13 protein-coding genes are annotated in these 15,899 nt (G+C 44.8%); 9 read left to right on the forward strand and 4 right to left on the reverse strand.

The window, feature by feature from the left end; all coding sequences use genetic code 11:
* Positions 1-553: 553 nt before the first annotated feature.
* The 6 genes from FTT75_RS09325 to FTT75_RS09350 all read left to right on the forward strand — a co-directional run bounded on the left by FTT75_RS09325 (position 554) and on the right by FTT75_RS09350 (position 5,094).
* Positions 554-1,444: a VacJ family lipoprotein gene (locus FTT75_RS09325; RefSeq protein ID WP_005095841.1), complete on the forward strand. Its 891-nt coding sequence runs from the start codon at positions 554-556 to the stop codon at positions 1,442-1,444.
* A 102-nt stretch (positions 1,445-1,546) separates the two neighbouring features.
* The gene (gene gigA / locus FTT75_RS09330) at positions 1,547-2,515 is read left to right on the forward strand and encodes an RsbU family protein phosphatase GigA (protein WP_005095839.1); all 969 of its coding nucleotides are present in this window, start codon (positions 1,547-1,549) and stop codon (positions 2,513-2,515) included.
* Between the two features lie 112 nt (positions 2,516-2,627).
* Entirely contained in the window at positions 2,628-3,146 is a 519-nt protein-coding gene (gene gigB, locus FTT75_RS09335) for an anti-anti-sigma factor GigB (RefSeq protein WP_004647542.1), read from the forward strand.
* A gap of 20 nt (positions 3,147-3,166) precedes the next feature.
* A complete protein-coding gene (locus FTT75_RS09340) occupies positions 3,167-3,994 on the forward strand; it encodes a carbon-nitrogen hydrolase family protein (protein WP_159138730.1) in 828 nt (275 codons plus the stop codon).
* A 105-nt stretch (positions 3,995-4,099) separates the two neighbouring features.
* A complete protein-coding gene (locus FTT75_RS09345) occupies positions 4,100-4,525 on the forward strand; it encodes an organic hydroperoxide resistance protein (protein ID WP_005095836.1) in 426 nt (141 codons plus the stop codon).
* Between the two features lie 176 nt (positions 4,526-4,701).
* A complete protein-coding gene (locus FTT75_RS09350; protein ID WP_180186302.1) occupies positions 4,702-5,094 on the forward strand; it encodes a DUF4951 domain-containing protein in 393 nt (130 codons plus the stop codon).
* Positions 5,095-5,143: 49 nt separating this feature from the next.
* On the opposite strand, the gene gspE is transcribed toward FTT75_RS09350, so the two are convergent.
* A complete protein-coding gene (gene gspE / locus FTT75_RS09355) occupies positions 5,144-6,631 on the reverse strand; it encodes a type II secretion system ATPase GspE (RefSeq protein WP_180186303.1) in 1,488 nt (495 codons plus the stop codon).
* Between the two features lie 144 nt (positions 6,632-6,775).
* Here gspE and FTT75_RS09360 point away from each other — a divergent pair, with 144 nt between their 5' ends.
* Both FTT75_RS09360 and FTT75_RS09365 read left to right on the forward strand, forming a co-directional pair.
* Entirely contained in the window at positions 6,776-7,555 is a 780-nt protein-coding gene (locus tag FTT75_RS09360; RefSeq protein WP_180186328.1) for a hypothetical protein, read from the forward strand.
* A 9-nt stretch (positions 7,556-7,564) separates the two neighbouring features.
* Positions 7,565-8,488 (forward strand): mechanosensitive ion channel family protein, encoded by a 924-nt coding sequence (locus FTT75_RS09365; RefSeq protein ID WP_005095828.1) that lies wholly within the window; start codon positions 7,565-7,567, stop codon positions 8,486-8,488.
* Positions 8,489-8,535: 47 nt separating this feature from the next.
* Here the strand turns inward: FTT75_RS09365 and FTT75_RS09370 are convergent, their stop codons facing one another.
* Positions 8,536-11,244 carry a DUF2339 domain-containing protein gene (locus FTT75_RS09370; RefSeq protein WP_180186304.1) on the reverse strand — a complete coding sequence of 903 codons (2,709 nt, stop codon included), beginning with the start codon at positions 11,242-11,244 and terminating at the stop codon, positions 8,536-8,538.
* 161 nt (positions 11,245-11,405) lie between these two features.
* Between FTT75_RS09370 and polA the strand changes: the two genes are divergently transcribed.
* The gene (polA, locus tag FTT75_RS09375) at positions 11,406-14,168 is read left to right on the forward strand and encodes a DNA polymerase I (protein WP_180186305.1); all 2,763 of its coding nucleotides are present in this window, start codon (positions 11,406-11,408) and stop codon (positions 14,166-14,168) included.
* 302 nt (positions 14,169-14,470) lie between these two features.
* Here polA and FTT75_RS09380 read toward each other — a convergent pair whose 3' ends face one another.
* Together FTT75_RS09380 and proC are read right to left on the reverse strand one after the other, a co-directional pair.
* Positions 14,471-15,040, reverse strand: coding sequence for a YggT family protein (locus tag FTT75_RS09380; protein ID WP_005095820.1), 570 nt, complete (start codon positions 15,038-15,040; stop codon positions 14,471-14,473).
* 19 nt (positions 15,041-15,059) lie between these two features.
* Positions 15,060-15,899 carry a pyrroline-5-carboxylate reductase gene (proC, locus tag FTT75_RS09385; protein WP_005095818.1) on the reverse strand — a complete coding sequence of 280 codons (840 nt, stop codon included), beginning with the start codon at positions 15,897-15,899 and terminating at the stop codon, positions 15,060-15,062.

A 15,899-nucleotide genomic window follows, 5' to 3' on the forward strand; every position in this document is an offset into this window, starting at 1 on the left:
CAAACTCTTCAGTTTAAAATCAGTAGTGCCTAAAGGACACCAATCTTGGCTCATCAATTTTCTGACAAATATTTCTCAAATAAACTTCGAGTCATTTCTACCATCAATCAATGAAAATAATTTCGATCGATCAACCAGTAAAAATCCACACAAGTTGTTCTTCATAAGCTCTTAAGGATCTTCTTGCTGATTCGTCACCAGCAAGCTAGGTCGGCTATATTACACTGAATTTCTAAAGTGTCAATCCGTAATTCAAATTAATTTAAACTTAACCTACAAAACCCAATCTTAACACTTCGTGCTAAGTTACTGTTTTATCAGAAGTTTTAATCTTCATCACTGCCGATGGATGTGCATTCTACAGCATTTCAGAGCGCTTGCAACACCTTTTTCAAGAAAATTATTTTGCATGTACATTTTTTACTCTTTTTGTGTATTTTCATTCATTTTTTATACAAATTTGCTTAAATGATGTCTATTCGTGAATATAACGTTTATTATTTTTATACTAATAAGTAGTGCTCTTTACTCAGACAAGGCCTCGGGTTTCCTTATGCATCGTTCTATTTACTTATCTATATGCTTATTTTCTCTAGTATCAAGCGTACATGTTTTCGCAGAGGTCAACACGGATGTGGAAAATGAATCTTTGAAAACGCCACTCAGAACCAAAATATCGGCCAAGGCACAACAATTACAGACACAGCTAAAAGTCGATGCCAGTGCAGCACAGGCTGAAGAAGTCAAAGATCCTTTCCAACCGTTAAATAGAAAGATTTATCAGTTTAATGATGCGATTGACCGTACTGTGGTACGTCCTATAGCTGTTCAGTATGTTGAGAAAGTTCCACAGGATGTCCGCGGTAGCTACACCAATTTCCGTAATAACCTGGGTGAACCCTGGAATGTAGTCAATCAGCTGATTCAGGGCCGTCCGACCCGCGCAGCAAAATCCTTGGGACGTTTTACCATTAATACTTTAACGACCTTAGGTTTGGCTGATCCGGCACGTCGCCTTGGTTTAAGTCATGAAGACGAGAGATTTGGAACTACTTTGGGTTATTATGGTGTTGCGTCTGGTCCTTATATTATGTTGCCATTTTTAGGCCCAAGTTCAGTGCGTGGGGTGATTGGTACTGCTGTAGATAGTCAAACCCGCCCACAAAAATATCTTCTCGAAGATGAAGATGGGCTTTACTGGACCGACCAGTTCTGGCGTGCCATTGATAACCGCTCGGAAATACTGGATGTTGAAGGGGTGCTGACCGGTGATCGTTATGCCCAGATTCGGGATATTTACTTGCAACGCACCAACTACGCGATTGCTGAAAAGAAAGGTACAGAACAAGATACCCTATTCCTAGAAGATGACTTCGAAGAAGATAGTTCTGAAGATGTACCTTTTGATGAGAACAATATTGAATCTTCAGAAGAAGATCTTTAAGTTCATGCTTGATGTATGATTGCTAGTGAAATCTGTTCGCTAGCAATACCTTGCTTGTTATAGTACATCGTATAACCAACCCTGAGATCGAATCACTTTTTTATGTATTTCATTCAACCGACTCGTGATATTCCCTATTTAGATCAGGTACTTGATACGCTTCCGCATATTCAGATGATCTATCTGGATGATCATGAGCTGTATGATTCTACGATTATCGCAATTGCAGATGTACATGACTATCTGAAATATAAGTGGAATCTGCCTACCATTGTGCTGGCCTTAGAGCATGAAGGCACAGCGTTGGCTCAGGCTTGGGAGCAAGGGGCGCTGGCAGGCTGGATCTGGAATAAACTTCCTGAAAATCCTGACCTGGCGCTGCAAAAAATTGATGCGCAATATAAACGTAACCAAGATAGCCGTGATCTGCCTTCTGCGGCAGAACTACAAAAAAGATTGTTACCCAACCCGATTAAACTGACCAATTATGAGGTCGAAACTTATTTTCAGCCTTCAGCCTATCTTTCAGGAGATTGGTATGATTACTGGAAAATTAGCGACAAAGAAGTGATTTTCTATTTGGCCGATGTATCTGGACATGGCGTCACCAGTAGTTTACTCACGTCCTGGATGGCTGCTTTTCACGGTCGCTCCAAAACGCCGCGCGAGCTGATTAAAAAGCTTAACGGCATGCTAATGCAGGAAAATATTGAAAAGCACATCACCATGATTGCCGGGATTTTAAATCTGGAAACCCATGTATTAAAATGGTCCAGTGCCGGACATTATCCCCCACCGATTATATTTGAACCCAATCAAGAGCCTAAGATTTTCTCTACCAGCAGCTTCCCTTTAGGTCTGACCGAAGAGCTTGAGGTTGAAGAAAACGAATGGGTATTAAGCCCTAATGCCCGTTTTATCATCTGTTCAGATGGTGCACTGGAACCCTTTGATGGTGGATTAAATGAGCAATTTTCGCAATTATTACATCACTTGCAGAATGAGTCATTTCAGGCTCCAGAACATGTGGCCGACGATATCGCCTTTTTAAGCTTTATCCGCGTAAATTAGCAGTATATTTACAGACTTTATAAGCACTTAATTTGATTACCACTTTCAGCTACTTGAGTATCAATACACCCTATGGGATAATTTAATATCCTTCTCTGCAAATGGCATTTATATGTCAACAGGTCATGTTGAATATGCAAGTCTGAATGGAACGCATATTTTTAAGCTTATCGGCGAAGTGCGTGCCCAATCTTGTATTAGTCTAGACAAATTACTGAACAAAATTGAACAGCAGGACAACGTAGTTGGCGCTATCGTTGATCTCACCGAAACCAGTTTTATTGACAGTACCGTACTCGGTGTTTTGGCCAAGTTAGGACTGAAACTCAAGCAAGTACATAATATTCAAGCTGTTATGCTTTCTACCAATTCCGACATTACTACTTTGGCCAACAGTATGGGACTGAGCCAGGTGTTTGTGATTCTGAATTATTGTGGCGATCCGAATGTCTGCACCCGTGCGCTGATGGAAGAACATGTGACGCATCAAAATATGCTCAATACCGTTCTGGATGCGCATAAAACCTTGATGAAGCTAAATCAAAGCAACCAGAATATGTTTGAACCTTTAGTCAAACAGTTACAGAAAGAGCAAGACAATTTAGATAAAATCTCCGAGCAAAAGGTATAACGACTATATAAGAGGACCGCATGACTTTACTTTCTGTTGCACAAATGAATTCTCAAAATGAAATTGACGCCAATTTTGTGGAGATTGAGTCTTTAATTCAACAAAGTAAGGCCAATGGTGCTGAGTTAATTGTTTTCCCGGAAAATTTCGTCTGTTTCGCAGCAGGCAAACAACGCGAAACTGCTGCACAATTTGAAGTCATTCAACAACGTCTGGAACAACTTGCCCATCAATATCAAACCTGGATTGTGGCCGGGACTTTGCCCTGCCCTTATCGTCCGGATGGTTCAATCATTCAAGATGGCCGGGTGCGTACTGTCAGTCTGTGTATCAGTCCTGAACGAACCGAAGCGCGTTATGACAAAATTCATTTGTTTGATGTGCAAGTCGGCGATGCTGTCGGTGGTTATCAGGAGTCTAAATTCTTTGAACCCGGCACAGATGTGGTCGTTGCCAAGACTCCTTTTGGCAATATCGGCTTGATGGTCTGTTATGACCTGCGCTTTCCAGAACTGGCTTTAAGCTTACGTGCTAAGGGTGCAAATCTCCTGACTGCGCCTTCTGCATTTACCTATACCACCGGTGAAATGCACTGGCAGTTATTGCTGCAAACCCGTGCCATGGATAGCCAGTGTTCGGTACTTGGCGCTGCTCAACAAGGCTGGCATGGTGAAAAACGTCAGACTTGGGGGCATGCAGCTGCCACCAATAGCCGCGGCCAACTGTTGAATATGATCCATGCTGATGGCGCACATTTGATTACGGTGGACTTTGATTTAAGTGAACAGCAAAAAATCCGTGAATCCATGCCTTTAATGCAACATCGTAAACTGCTACAACTTTCTTAAGAAACCTGCCCGGATACTTGCATAAATTAACAAAATCCCTGCTTATTCTTCAGGCAAAATCGCCGAGCATAGAAGCTCCATGAACAATAAATAGGGATTAAGCTCATGTCATTAGAAAAAGCCGTCTATACCGCACATGCCAAAGCCACAGGTGGTCGTGATGGCCGCGCCACCTCTGACGATCAGATTTTAGATGTACAATTGGCCGTGCCCAAAGAAATGGGGGGACCTGGTGGTGGAACCAACCCTGAACAGCTCTTTGCCGCAGGTTATTCGGCATGTTTCTTGGGTGCGATGAAATTTGTTGCCAATCGTGACAAACTGAATATGAGTAAAGATGCTTATATCGAGGGTGATGTAGGAATTGGTCCAATTCCGACCGGGTTTGGTATTGAGGTGACTTTAAATATCCATCTTGAAGGTATGGATCAGCAAGAAGCGCAAAAACTGGTAGATGCCGCGCATATTGTCTGTCCGTATTCAAATGCAACCCGCAATAATATTGATGTGAACTTAAACGTCATTACTTAATTTTTCGATTCAACCGCTATCCTGAAAAAATGCTTCAGGATAGCTAGAGCGCTATTATAAAATTTTAATCGCTGCATCTTCCCTTAAAGGCCAATTCTATTTTCAAAACAAAAGCAAAAATCTTAATACTTATATATAATGATTCTTATTTGCAATAATTTATTTTAAATCACCTTATGTTTAAATTATTTATTTCTAGTTCTCTCCTGTTCAGCATTGCGACTGCCTCTTTTGCAGAGCTGCAAATTTCAGAAAAAGTTCACCCCCAAGTAAAATCTGTAGTTAATGCCGAGATTGAACGTCTGCCCATTCCTGCAACACCCAACAATATGATTCTGCCTGAATTTGGTAAAGGTATCATTGGTTGGGGTGCTGGCCCCAAAGATGCCGAAGTCCGTTTCCAGCGTGTCACCATAACCGATGTTGAAAAAATGAAACAGGATGGGGTTACTTTAGAAATGGCGCAGGCCTGGCAGACCTTCTATGAAAATGAAACTCAGCGGAATCCGGGTAATCCGACTGCACCTTTTCGGGCCCAACTGATGAAAAAAATCGTCAGCCTCTGGTAAATATCCAGATATCCTGAGGACAAGTCATTAAAAGCAGCAGATTAGAAAATTATTCTGCTGCTTCATTGGTGACCCGTAACACTTCTTCAATGGTAGTTTTCCCTGCCAATACCTTGCGCAGACCATCATCCCGAATCGAACCGGATTGCTGCCGTGCATAGTTTTCTATTTCGTATTCGGCCGCATTGCCATGAATCAAGCGGCGCATGTGATCATCGACTGGCACAATTTCATAAATCGCGGTACGACCACTAAAGCCAGTATTGCCACAACGTTCACAGCCTTGAGGTTGCGGTAATCTTAACTCTTGGGGATGCTCAATATTGCCAAATAGATTCTTTTCGAAAGCATCTGCTTCATGCCAGGTCGCGCAATGTGGACACAAGGTACGCACCAGACGTTGGGCAATTACTCCAATTAAAGAACTGGACAGCAAAAATGGCTCAATGCCCATATCTTTCAGACGGGTCACTGCACCAATGGCGGTATTGGTATGCAAGGTTGATAAAACCAGATGCCCCGTCAATGAAGCCTGCACGGCAATTTCTGCCGTTTCCAGATCACGAATCTCACCAACCATCACTACATCCGGGTCCTGACGTAACATGGCTTTTAATGCACGGGCAAAGGTCATATCCACTTTGGTATTGACCTGCGTTTGTCCAATGCCTTCCAGCTGATATTCTATCGGATCTTCAGCCGTGAGGATGTTTTTGGAACCATCATTCAAGTCTGAAAGCGCCGCATATAAAGTGGTGGTTTTACCCGAACCGGTCGGGCCGGTCACCAGAATAATCCCGTGCGGGCGATGTACTAAGGTCTTGAGTCGATCATAGTCATTATTCATCAAGCCCAAATGGGTCATGTTTAAACGGCCGGCCTGCTTGTCCAGCAGACGCATCACCACACGTTCACCATAAGAAGATGGCAAAGTGGATACACGCACATCAACTTCACGACCAGCCAGGCGCAAGGAAATACGGCCATCTTGTGGGATACGTTTTTCGGCAATATCCAGTTTGGCCATGACTTTAATACGTGAAACCAGAAGCGGTGCCAGTTCACGGCGTGGCTGGACAATTTCGCGTAACTGGCCATCGACCCGTAAACGCACCGACAGTTTTTTCTCAAAAGATTCAATATGAATATCGGAAGCCCCGACACGAATCGCTTCGGATAATAGTGCATTGATCAGACGTACAATTGGCGCATCATCTTCCTGATCCATCAGGTCTTCAGCTTCAGGTACGGAATCGGCCAGACTGAGTAAATCCGGATGATCTTCCAGGCCGGCAGCCACCTGCTGTGATTCCCCGCTATCGCCGGCAAAACTGGAACTAAGTAACTGGTTAAATTCCTGGTCACTACACAGCTGAAAATGAGCCGGATAACCGAGCAGACGGCGAGCTTCCTGCAATGCAAGCATCGAGGTATTGTCACGACGCAGAATAAAGGCCTGATCTCCCTCATAACGCAACAGCACACCATGGCGCTTGGCAAAGCTATATGGGATTTGTAATTGTTTAAGTACTTGCATCGCAGATTATAATAATGATGAAAAAATTTAAATTGAGTGTACTCTAAGCATATGACAGCGTGAAGTATGTTTTCAAAGATTTAGCAAGAAAGGGTGCCAAGATTGCCGCAAGATAAAGATGAATTAATCCCGAATACAGCAAAAATGCGCTGGTGGGGGGAACAGAATTTTGAAATAAATCAGTCTAAAGCCTGGCAGTTTGGCTCCTTGCTGTTTCGTCTGACCCGAGGGATTCAGGAATGGCGACTGGAATATTTCCGTCCTTCTGTGCAATACGATTATGAGCAGCAATGGCATCAGATTGATGATCCGAATTTTGCCTTTCCACCGCCCATGAAAATTGAACGCTATATGTTCAAATCCACACAAAACAAATTGCAACTGATGCCTCGCCTTGCAGACCGATCTGTGGTGATCAAGCCGGTCGATCCGATTTATATTCCTGCCGGACAGCGCGGTACGCTTTATATCAGTACGCCTTTATGGATTGCCGGTTTTATTGAGGGTCAACGTGAACCGATTTTCGACTTGCCGATAATCTTGCCAAAAGACACCTGGTTTGGACCGAATCATCGCTCGGGGGAAATCTGCTATGCCACTGCAGTCGATGGCAGAACCGAACTGAAACAGTTACATCCGCGGGCCTTTCGTGCAGTCACGCCGATTGAGTTTCACAATACCAGTAACCAGCAATTGCGCTTTGACCGGATGAATGTTCCGGTACCTGCCCTGCCGCTTTTTTACAGTGAAAGTACCGGTCGCTTATGGACCTCACAAATCCGGGTCTTGCATGAAAGTTCGGACCGTCCACCGCGTATTCGGGTGGAGAACCGTACCCCGCCAAATGCCGGTGAAGTCGCCTATCTGCATCCACCGCGTGATCCGGCGGGCGCTTTATTTAATATGTTTGATTCATTTTTCTAAGGGCGTCTGATGCCAAGTTCAAATATTCCGACCGAAGTCACCAACAGCCTGAAGGGAGTATTTACCAATATCAATACCGACCGTTTAACCGAAATTTTGGTCGCGGTGGTGTTATGTTTTATTGGTTTCCTGATTGCGCGCTTTATTTCCAATACCTTTATTCGGACCATTGGTGTACGTTTTAATGCCCATCAGAAGCTGGTCTGGCGCCGCGGGATTTTCTATTTTATTTTCCTGCTGTTTGTAATGGCCAGCCTGAAAGAAGCCGGTTTTAAACTGAGTGTCTTCCTCGGGGCTGCCGGGATTCTCACCGTAGCCTTGGGTTTTGCGTCACAAACCTCGGCATCCAACCTGATCAGCGGTCTGTTCCTGATTGGTGAGGGTTCTTTCGAAGTCGGCGATACTATTCAAATCACCTTGATTCGTGGGCATACCATTGAAGGTGAAGTGATTTCGATTGACCTGCTTTCAGTCAAACTCCTCACGCAGGATAATATCTATGTACGTTTGCCGAATGAACAGCTGATTCGGGCACCGGTACAGAACCTGTCAAAATTTCCGATACGGCGTATTCCGATTACGCTGGCGATCAATTTCCACGAAGATATTATTAAAGTACGAGAAGTGCTGCTGGATGTCGCCAATAAGTATCCATTAGTTTTGGCTGACCCGAAACCTGCAGTCACCGTTACCGCCTTTCGTGAATCATCCATCGAGTTGTTATTTGCGATCTGGTGCCAGCAGGAAAATTATCTGAAAGTACGCGATGAAATGCAGGAACGGATTCGTAATGGCTTTGTCGATAATCAGATTGAAATTCCAGTGCCGAAAATGGGCTTTGTCGACCATCCATTATCTCGCCCCTTAGAGAATGTTGATATTGACCAATACGCCAATGACAAGGCCCTCAAAAGAGAGCCTGATCTAAAATAACCCTTCGATTCCCTCTCCTTTTTAAAGGAGAGGCTTAGGGAGAGGATTCAATCAGTTTTCTCTGGCATCGGTGCAATATAGGCAATCAGCAGCATCACCCCACCTGCCAGCAAGAAGGAAATGACTCGCGTCAGGGTGCCAATATGCGACAGGTCAAAGAGCACCAATTTTAAGGTCACAACCACCAGAATACTGCCGCCTAAAATCCACATCGGCTTCAGGTTTTTTAAGGTTGCCGTCCACATGGTGATCCAGGCCAGTAATACCCAAAGTACAGTCAAGCTGAGTTGCACCGTCGCATTACCCCATAGCTCCATATCATTAAACGGCGTGTGTAAATACACATGTAAAGCTCTTAAAACCATATAACTGGAAAGCCATAACAGGCTCAACACCATCAAGACTGCGATCATGCCCTTATCACGGCCAACCTTAATCTGTTGCAACAGCATCCAGATAAAACTGGCAAACATGGCGATACTGATCAGGTCAAAAGGATTCAGAATCGGCAACCAGTAATACTGGAATGCTTGCTGACTAAATAACTGTGAACATACCAGCCAAGTGGCCATCAGCAATAAACAACACTTGGTTTGCCAAAGCTGCTGCCAGCCTGATTGCAGGTCCTGTCGATAGCACCACAGGCAAAACAATAAAGGTAAGATCACCATACTGAAATAAGGCATGCTCGGGATCAGACACAGACTGGCCAAAGCCAAACTGCTAAAAACGCCCAAACTCATCCATTCTTTGGATAGCTGCAAACCAGCCAGCGGTCTGAGCCACAGAATCGCTAATAGCATCGCCGAAAGGGCAAAAACCCCGCGCTCCAGACCGCTATCCCAGACAATCACCGCATTTTGACTGCGATCCAGTGTCAGAATCACTGCAATGACCAGCAAGGGTGAGATACCACTCCACTTCGGTAGCAACCAGGACCATTGCTGATTTTTGCGCAGAATCATTTCATTCAACAGCACATAGCCCAGTGTGATGATGAATAAACTCAACACATAGGCTTGCTGACTCGAAAATTCATCTTCCAGCAAGGCAAAGAGCATTAAACTGGCTGCAACACTTAAAGTACTTAAAAAACTGACACTCAGACTATCCAGTTGCTGCTGGTATTTTTCTTTAAGCTGACTGATCGCCACCACTGCCACATAACACAGACTCAAAATCCAGAAAATCATCCGCGGTGTGGGATTGATTTCGACCAGATAATACAGGCTGCTAAATCCGGCCATCAACAATAAGCCCATACTTAAATAATGCGCCACCCGGACATTTTTCTCTAAGGCCCACAGATAAATTAGTACCCCTTCCACAGCCCAACCAACCACACTCCATTGTTCGGTCAATAAGATCGGTGGCACCAGTGCCAGAAAAATTAGCATCAGACTCAGATAACTTTGTGAAATAAGCTGAATCGTTTGTTTTTGGCGCAATAAAGTCCAACAAGTGGCAAAGACCCCTGCGAACAACAGACTTAGACCGGCTTGCCAGAGTTTTTGATCGGGCTGATTAAAGTGAATCAGATACAGAAAAATATAAGCAGTAATCGGTGCGGCAAAAATCAAGGCCAAGTCGAGTACCGGTTTTAGCTGAAAACGGGACAAATCCTGTCGTGCCAGCAACTGGCTAAAACGAAAACCCAGCCAGATAAACAGCGCACTATGCGCCAGAATCAGCGCAGTCATGGCATAACGCTCATGAGTATCACCATGAATCAGGCTATACATTCCACCGACAATCGCCGTAATTAAAAAGGCAATCTGATTGAGAATTTTCCAGGGGCGGAAGCTGCTCAGCACTGCCACCCCGACATTAATCAGCAAGTAATAACTGATCAGCTCAACAGCGGAAGCATCTCGGATTGGCAAGGTAAACGGCGCCAGATAAGCAATCAGCAAAGCCATTATGGCCAGTTCGATACTTTCCTGTTTCAGACTTAAATACAGCGTCATTGCCAAAATGATGATAAATACACATGCTGCCAGCGGTAGGGTTGGAATCACCAGATTGTAATAGGCAAAGAATAAAGTCAGGAACAGACTCCCTAAACCTAATCCTTCCAGCGCCAAAGCAAAACTGCGGTTTTTAGGAATCAGCCGATAGCCCAGTCCTGTTACAAACAAACTGGCCAGCGCAACCAGACCTAATTTAGCAGCCAGACTCAGCTGCCAGTGCTCGGTGGCAAAACGCAGCAACAAAATAACCCCGATCACTAAAATACTAATGGCGACTTTTAAGACCGGATTACCCTGGAAAAGCCAGCGCTGCACTTGATCGATGAGATTAGGCGTGGACTGAGAATTTAGAGCCGGTTGAGCAGTCACAGGTGCAGCATCAGACCAGTTCGGTGGTGTCGAGGGTGGTGGATCGGCAGAATAAGATTGCGACTGTAACTGTATCAAGCGTCCTTCCAGACGTTGCAGCCATCGGAGTAAAAAGAACACCCAAGCGGTAATCCCGATGCCCATCAACCAGTCAAGCTCGGCCAGCCCACCAACAATTGCAATAATTGAAGAGACATATAAAGGAACTTTTGAATTGCGTTCCAGAGACCTCTGCTGCTGTGCAGCCAGTTGCTGTAGCGGGGCTTCTACTGCGCTGACATATTGCATCACACTGAAGAGAAAACCCACGCCACACAGATAAGTCACAATCTGATAATCCAGATACCAGGCACTGATCCCGACAATTAGCAGAGTAATCAGCCAGATCATGCGTAACTCATTGCGTCCTGCAGCCATTCTTATATTTCTCTTTCCTGAATCATTCCATCATACAACAGCTTGTGCTGCTTATTTCATCTTCAGCCGATATTCGCTAAGCTGTAAACTCAGACTCGCCTCAGCGAGCGCAGTAAAAATCACGTACAATAGCGCTGTATTTTGAATAAGGAATTGATTACATGCCACCATTTGTCTTGGTCGATGGCTCTTACTTTTTATTTCGTGCCTTTCACGCACTGCCACCATTAACCACGTCAACCGGTTTACATACCAATGCAATTCGTGGTGCGATTTCTGCTATTCAAAAACTGATGCGTCGGATCCAACCGACCCATATGGCGGTGATTTTCGATACGCCAGAACCGACGTTCCGGCATGAGCTTTCACCGATTTATAAAGGTGACCGCCCGAGCATGCCGACGGAATTATCCGAACAGATTCCTTATTTGCATGCCTTGATTCGTGCACTGGGTATTCCCCTGCATACCTTGCCGGGTGCCGAAGCCGATGACATTATCGGAACATTGGCCAAACGTGCCGAAGCCCTGGGACATCAGGTGCTGATTTCGACTGGTGATAAAGATATGGCGCAATTGGTCACAGACAAAGTGACCCTGGAAGACAGCTTTAAAGAAAAGCCGCTGGATGTCGATGGCGTGTTTGAAAAGTTTGGCGTATGGCCAAATCAGATTATTGATTATCTGGCCCTGATGGGCGATGCTTCTGATGGCATCATGGGCGTGCCGGGTGTCGGTGCCAAAACCGCGGCAAAACTGCTAACCGAATATGGTTCGATTGGCGGCATTTTAGAAAATGTCGACAAGATCAAAGGCAAAGTTGGTCAAAATATTAAAGAGCATGTGGATGGCATTGCACTGGACCATCAACTGGCCAGTATTGTGATCGATCTGGATCTTAACTTTGGTTATGACGATTTAAAACTGGGTGAGCCGAATGTCGAGACCTTACGTCATTTGTACACCGAGCTGGAATTTCGTAATCAGCTACAATCCTTAGATCACCCAAACAACCCGAATCATTCAAATTATAAACAGGCGGCAAGATCCATTACCGCCAAACCGGCAACTCTGCCAGACACCACAGAAGATCATGCTTCTGTGACCAGTGGCGATGATCAGCTAGGTCAAGCAACCTATCATAGTGTGTTAAACCAGCAGGACTGGGACAAGCTGTTTGCGCGCTTAAGTAGCGAAAAACGTTTTGCCTTTGATACTGAAACCACCAGTCTGGATTATCGTATCGCGCAGATTGTCGGCTTCTCGGTCGCCTTTGATGCCAACGATGCCTACTATGTTCCTTTGGCCCATGATTATGAAGGCGCACCGGAACAGCTCAATCGTGAAGTCATCTTGGCACAGATCAAGCCGATTCTGGAAGATGACAGTGTACAGAAAATTGGGCATCATCTGAAATACGATGCGCATGTACTGGAAAACCATGGCATTCATTTGGCAGGCTGGTATTTTGATACCATGCTGGCATCGTATGTGCTGAATTCTGTGGCAACCCGTCATGGTATGGATGATGTGGCGCGTCTGTATTTGAGCCATCTGACCACGACCTATGAACAAGTTGCCGGTAAAGGAGCCAAACAGAAAACCTTTAACCAGATTCCGCTGGAAACCGCTGCACATTATGCTGCTGAAGATGCTCATGTCACTTATCGTCTTTATGAAGTTTTGGATGAAAAACTCAAAGTCCATCCTGAATTAAGTCAGCTTTTGCATCGCATTGAAATGCCGGTGGCACGTGTATTAACGAAAATGGAAGAAAATGGCATTCAGTTAGATGTGCATTTCCTTGACCAGCTCAGTGAAGAATTTGCACAAACCATTCAGAATCTGGAAAACCAGATTATTGAATTAGCAGGCCAAAGTTTTAATGTCAGCTCACCAAAACAAGTCGGTGAAATTTTGTTTGATAAGCTGGGCCTCAAAGGCGGCAAGAAAACCTCGACTGGCCAATACAGCACCAGTGAAAGTATTTTAGAAAAACTGGATCATCCGATTGCCGCATTGATTTTGGAATATCGTGGCCTGTCTAAACTGAAAAGCACCTATACCGATGGTTTATGCAAACAAGCCAATAATGACAGTGGCCGCGTACACACCAGTTATCATCAAGCGCTGACTGCAACGGGTCGTCTATCTTCAACAGATCCAAATTTACAAAATATTCCCATTCGCGAGAAAATTGGCCGTCAAATTCGTAAAGCTTTTGTAGCACCGAAAGGTCGTGTGCTGCTCGCTGCCGATTATTCACAAATTGAATTACGCCTCATGGCGCATTTTTCCCAAGACGAAGCCTTGGTACATGCCTTTAATCACGGTCAGGACGTGCATCGTCGTACTGCAGCAGAAGTTTTGGGCATCGCTTTTGAAGAGGTGACAAATGATCAACGTCGCCAAGCCAAAGCCGTGAATTTTGGTCTGCTCTATGGCATGTCTGAATTCGGTCTAACCCGTCAGTTGGGCTTTACTCGTCAAGAGTCACAAGAATACATTAAACAGTATTTCCATCGTTATCCGGGGATTTATGAATATATGCAACGCACCCGTCAGGTGGCACTCGATCAAGGTTTTGTCGAAACCGTTTCTGGTCGTCGTTTATATACACCGGATATTGATGCTCGTAATATGATGGTGCGTAAAGCGGCAGAACGTGCTGCAATTAATGCCCCGCTACAGGGTTCGGCTGCAGATATCATTAAAATAGCAATGATTGAAGTCGACAAGATGTTGCCAAAAGATCAGGCCAAAATGCTGTTGCAAGTCCACGATGAACTGGTGTTTGAAGTCGATGAAGCTATTGCCGATGAACTGGCACCGAAACTGGCTGAAGTCATGCAATCGGTATTGCAGATTTCTGTACCGTTGGTGGTTGAAGTCGGTAAAGGTAAAAACTGGGATGAGGCGCATTAATGCGCTTCTAAGCCCCTTCCTCCTTATAGGAGATGAGGCATATATTCGGCAAGGGGATGCAGGTTGGTTTTAAACCCCTCTTCCCTTACGAAGCAATGTCCTCATCCCAAAGGAAGAGAAAATTTCATTTACTTATTCCTATGCCTTTCTTGAAGTCCATAATTTTGAGTTGGAAGATGTAAGGTAAAGCCCCTCTTTGAAAAAGAGGGGTTTGGGGAAATTTAAACCCCTCCCAACCTCCCTTTAGAAAAGGGAGGCGCAAATAAAAAGGACGCCTCAGCGTCCTTTTTATTTGAATCCGATTAAAGTCCGGTCAACAATACAATTGCCACCTGATTCATGATCATTTCAATGATGATCAAGGTTAAAATAGCAAAAATTGGAGAGAGATCGATCATCCCCATATTTGGCATAATCTTACGGAAAGGTGCCAGCAATGGTTCAGCCAACTCCTGAACCACTTCAATATACGGTGAACGAGACTGAGTAAACATCACCACCCAACTTAAGATAATCGTAGCGAAAATCAAATAACGACAGAAACGGATCAAGTCCTGCATCATGGTGACAAAGGTCAAAATCAGTAAATGCACAGGACCATTCGGCATGCCACCAGAGAGATACATCATGCCGAAAATTTTCAGCAAATACAGTACCACCAATAATGCCAAAGCGGCAGTATTGACACGGCCTTTGGCCAAAGTTGGGAAAATTCGACCAAACACATCTACAATTTTAGTGGCTTTTACAGTCGAAAGAACCACGGGATTGTAGGGGCTGACAGCAGCCAATTGCATTAAAAATCGGAAGAATACGAGCAAAATCGCGACGTTAATGATAATGCCAAAAATTAGCGCAGAATTTGCACCCATACTTGAACGTTCCTAAAAATTAAACTGAAGATTTGCTGCTTTCACTGAGCTCTTGTGCCAGTTCTTGACTGCGTTTTTGTGCAGCAGCAAGTGCGGCCTGAATATTTTGAGAAATCTGGGCGCGATCGAAGACTTCAAGTGCTGCCTGTGTCGTTCCATTTGGAGAGGTCACATTTTTACGCAGCTCGGCTGGGGTGTTCGAACTGGTGATCGCCATTTGTGCCGCACCTAAAGCCGTTTGCAAGGTCAGCGCCGTAGCCACTTTTTCATCCAGCCCTAAATTTTTGCCCGCACGAATCATACTTTCCATCATATAGAAAAAGTAAGCCGGCCCCGAACCCGATACAGCAGTCACCGCATCAATTTGCGCTTCTGAATTCACCCAAATGGTCAAGCCCGTAGAGGCTAAAACCTGACTGGCCAAATCACGGTCACTATTTTCTACATCTTCATGGGCGTATAGACCATGCGCCCCGGTTTGTACCAAGGCTGGCGTATTCGGCATGACCCGTACAATACGCGCTGTCCCCAATAAGCTTGCCAATGTCGCTATTTCCGCACCGGCAACAATGGAAATAATCAGCTTATCATTGACCAGACCTTTTAAAGGCTGTAACACTTGTGCCAAAACTTGAGGCTTTACCGCAAACACCACAATATCTGCATCCTGAATTGCAGCGCTATTATCATCGGTCACGTTGATTTCTTTTTCCGCCAGTAAGGCACGGACTTGTTCGACCGGATCAGAAACTGTAATACGTGTTGTTGGCAAACCACGCGAAATCAGGCCACCAATTAAGGCTTGGGCCATATTACCGCCACCAATAAAACTAATATTACAATTTAAAGCTGCACTCAT

The sequence above is a fragment of the Acinetobacter sp. YH01008 genome (assembly GCF_013420435.1).
In the GTDB taxonomy this organism is placed as follows: Bacteria; Pseudomonadota; Gammaproteobacteria; order Pseudomonadales; family Moraxellaceae; genus Acinetobacter; species Acinetobacter pseudolwoffii.

Coding starts and splice junctions, on each gene's coding strand:
- FTT75_RS09325 (WP_005095841.1), top strand. CDS start 554: ATGCATCGTTCTATTTACTTATCTATATGCTTATTTTCTCTAGTATCA.
- gigA (WP_005095839.1), top strand. CDS start 1,547: ATGTATTTCATTCAACCGACTCGTGATATTCCCTATTTAGATCAGGTA.
- gigB (WP_004647542.1), top strand. CDS start 2,628: ATGTCAACAGGTCATGTTGAATATGCAAGTCTGAATGGAACGCATATT.
- FTT75_RS09340 (WP_159138730.1), top strand. CDS start 3,167: ATGACTTTACTTTCTGTTGCACAAATGAATTCTCAAAATGAAATTGAC.
- FTT75_RS09345 (WP_005095836.1), top strand. CDS start 4,100: ATGTCATTAGAAAAAGCCGTCTATACCGCACATGCCAAAGCCACAGGT.
- FTT75_RS09350 (WP_180186302.1), top strand. CDS start 4,702: ATGTTTAAATTATTTATTTCTAGTTCTCTCCTGTTCAGCATTGCGACT.
- gspE (WP_180186303.1), bottom strand. CDS start 6,631: ATGCAAGTACTTAAACAATTACAAATCCCATATAGCTTTGCCAAGCGC.
- FTT75_RS09360 (WP_180186328.1), top strand. CDS start 6,776: ATGCGCTGGTGGGGGGAACAGAATTTTGAAATAAATCAGTCTAAAGCC.
- FTT75_RS09365 (WP_005095828.1), top strand. CDS start 7,565: ATGCCAAGTTCAAATATTCCGACCGAAGTCACCAACAGCCTGAAGGGA.
- FTT75_RS09370 (WP_180186304.1), bottom strand. CDS start 11,244: ATGGCTGCAGGACGCAATGAGTTACGCATGATCTGGCTGATTACTCTG.
- polA (WP_180186305.1), top strand. CDS start 11,406: ATGCCACCATTTGTCTTGGTCGATGGCTCTTACTTTTTATTTCGTGCC.
- FTT75_RS09380 (WP_005095820.1), bottom strand. CDS start 15,040: ATGGGTGCAAATTCTGCGCTAATTTTTGGCATTATCATTAACGTCGCG.
- proC (WP_005095818.1), bottom strand. CDS start 15,899: ATGAGTGCAGCTTTAAATTGTAATATTAGTTTTATTGGTGGCGGTAAT.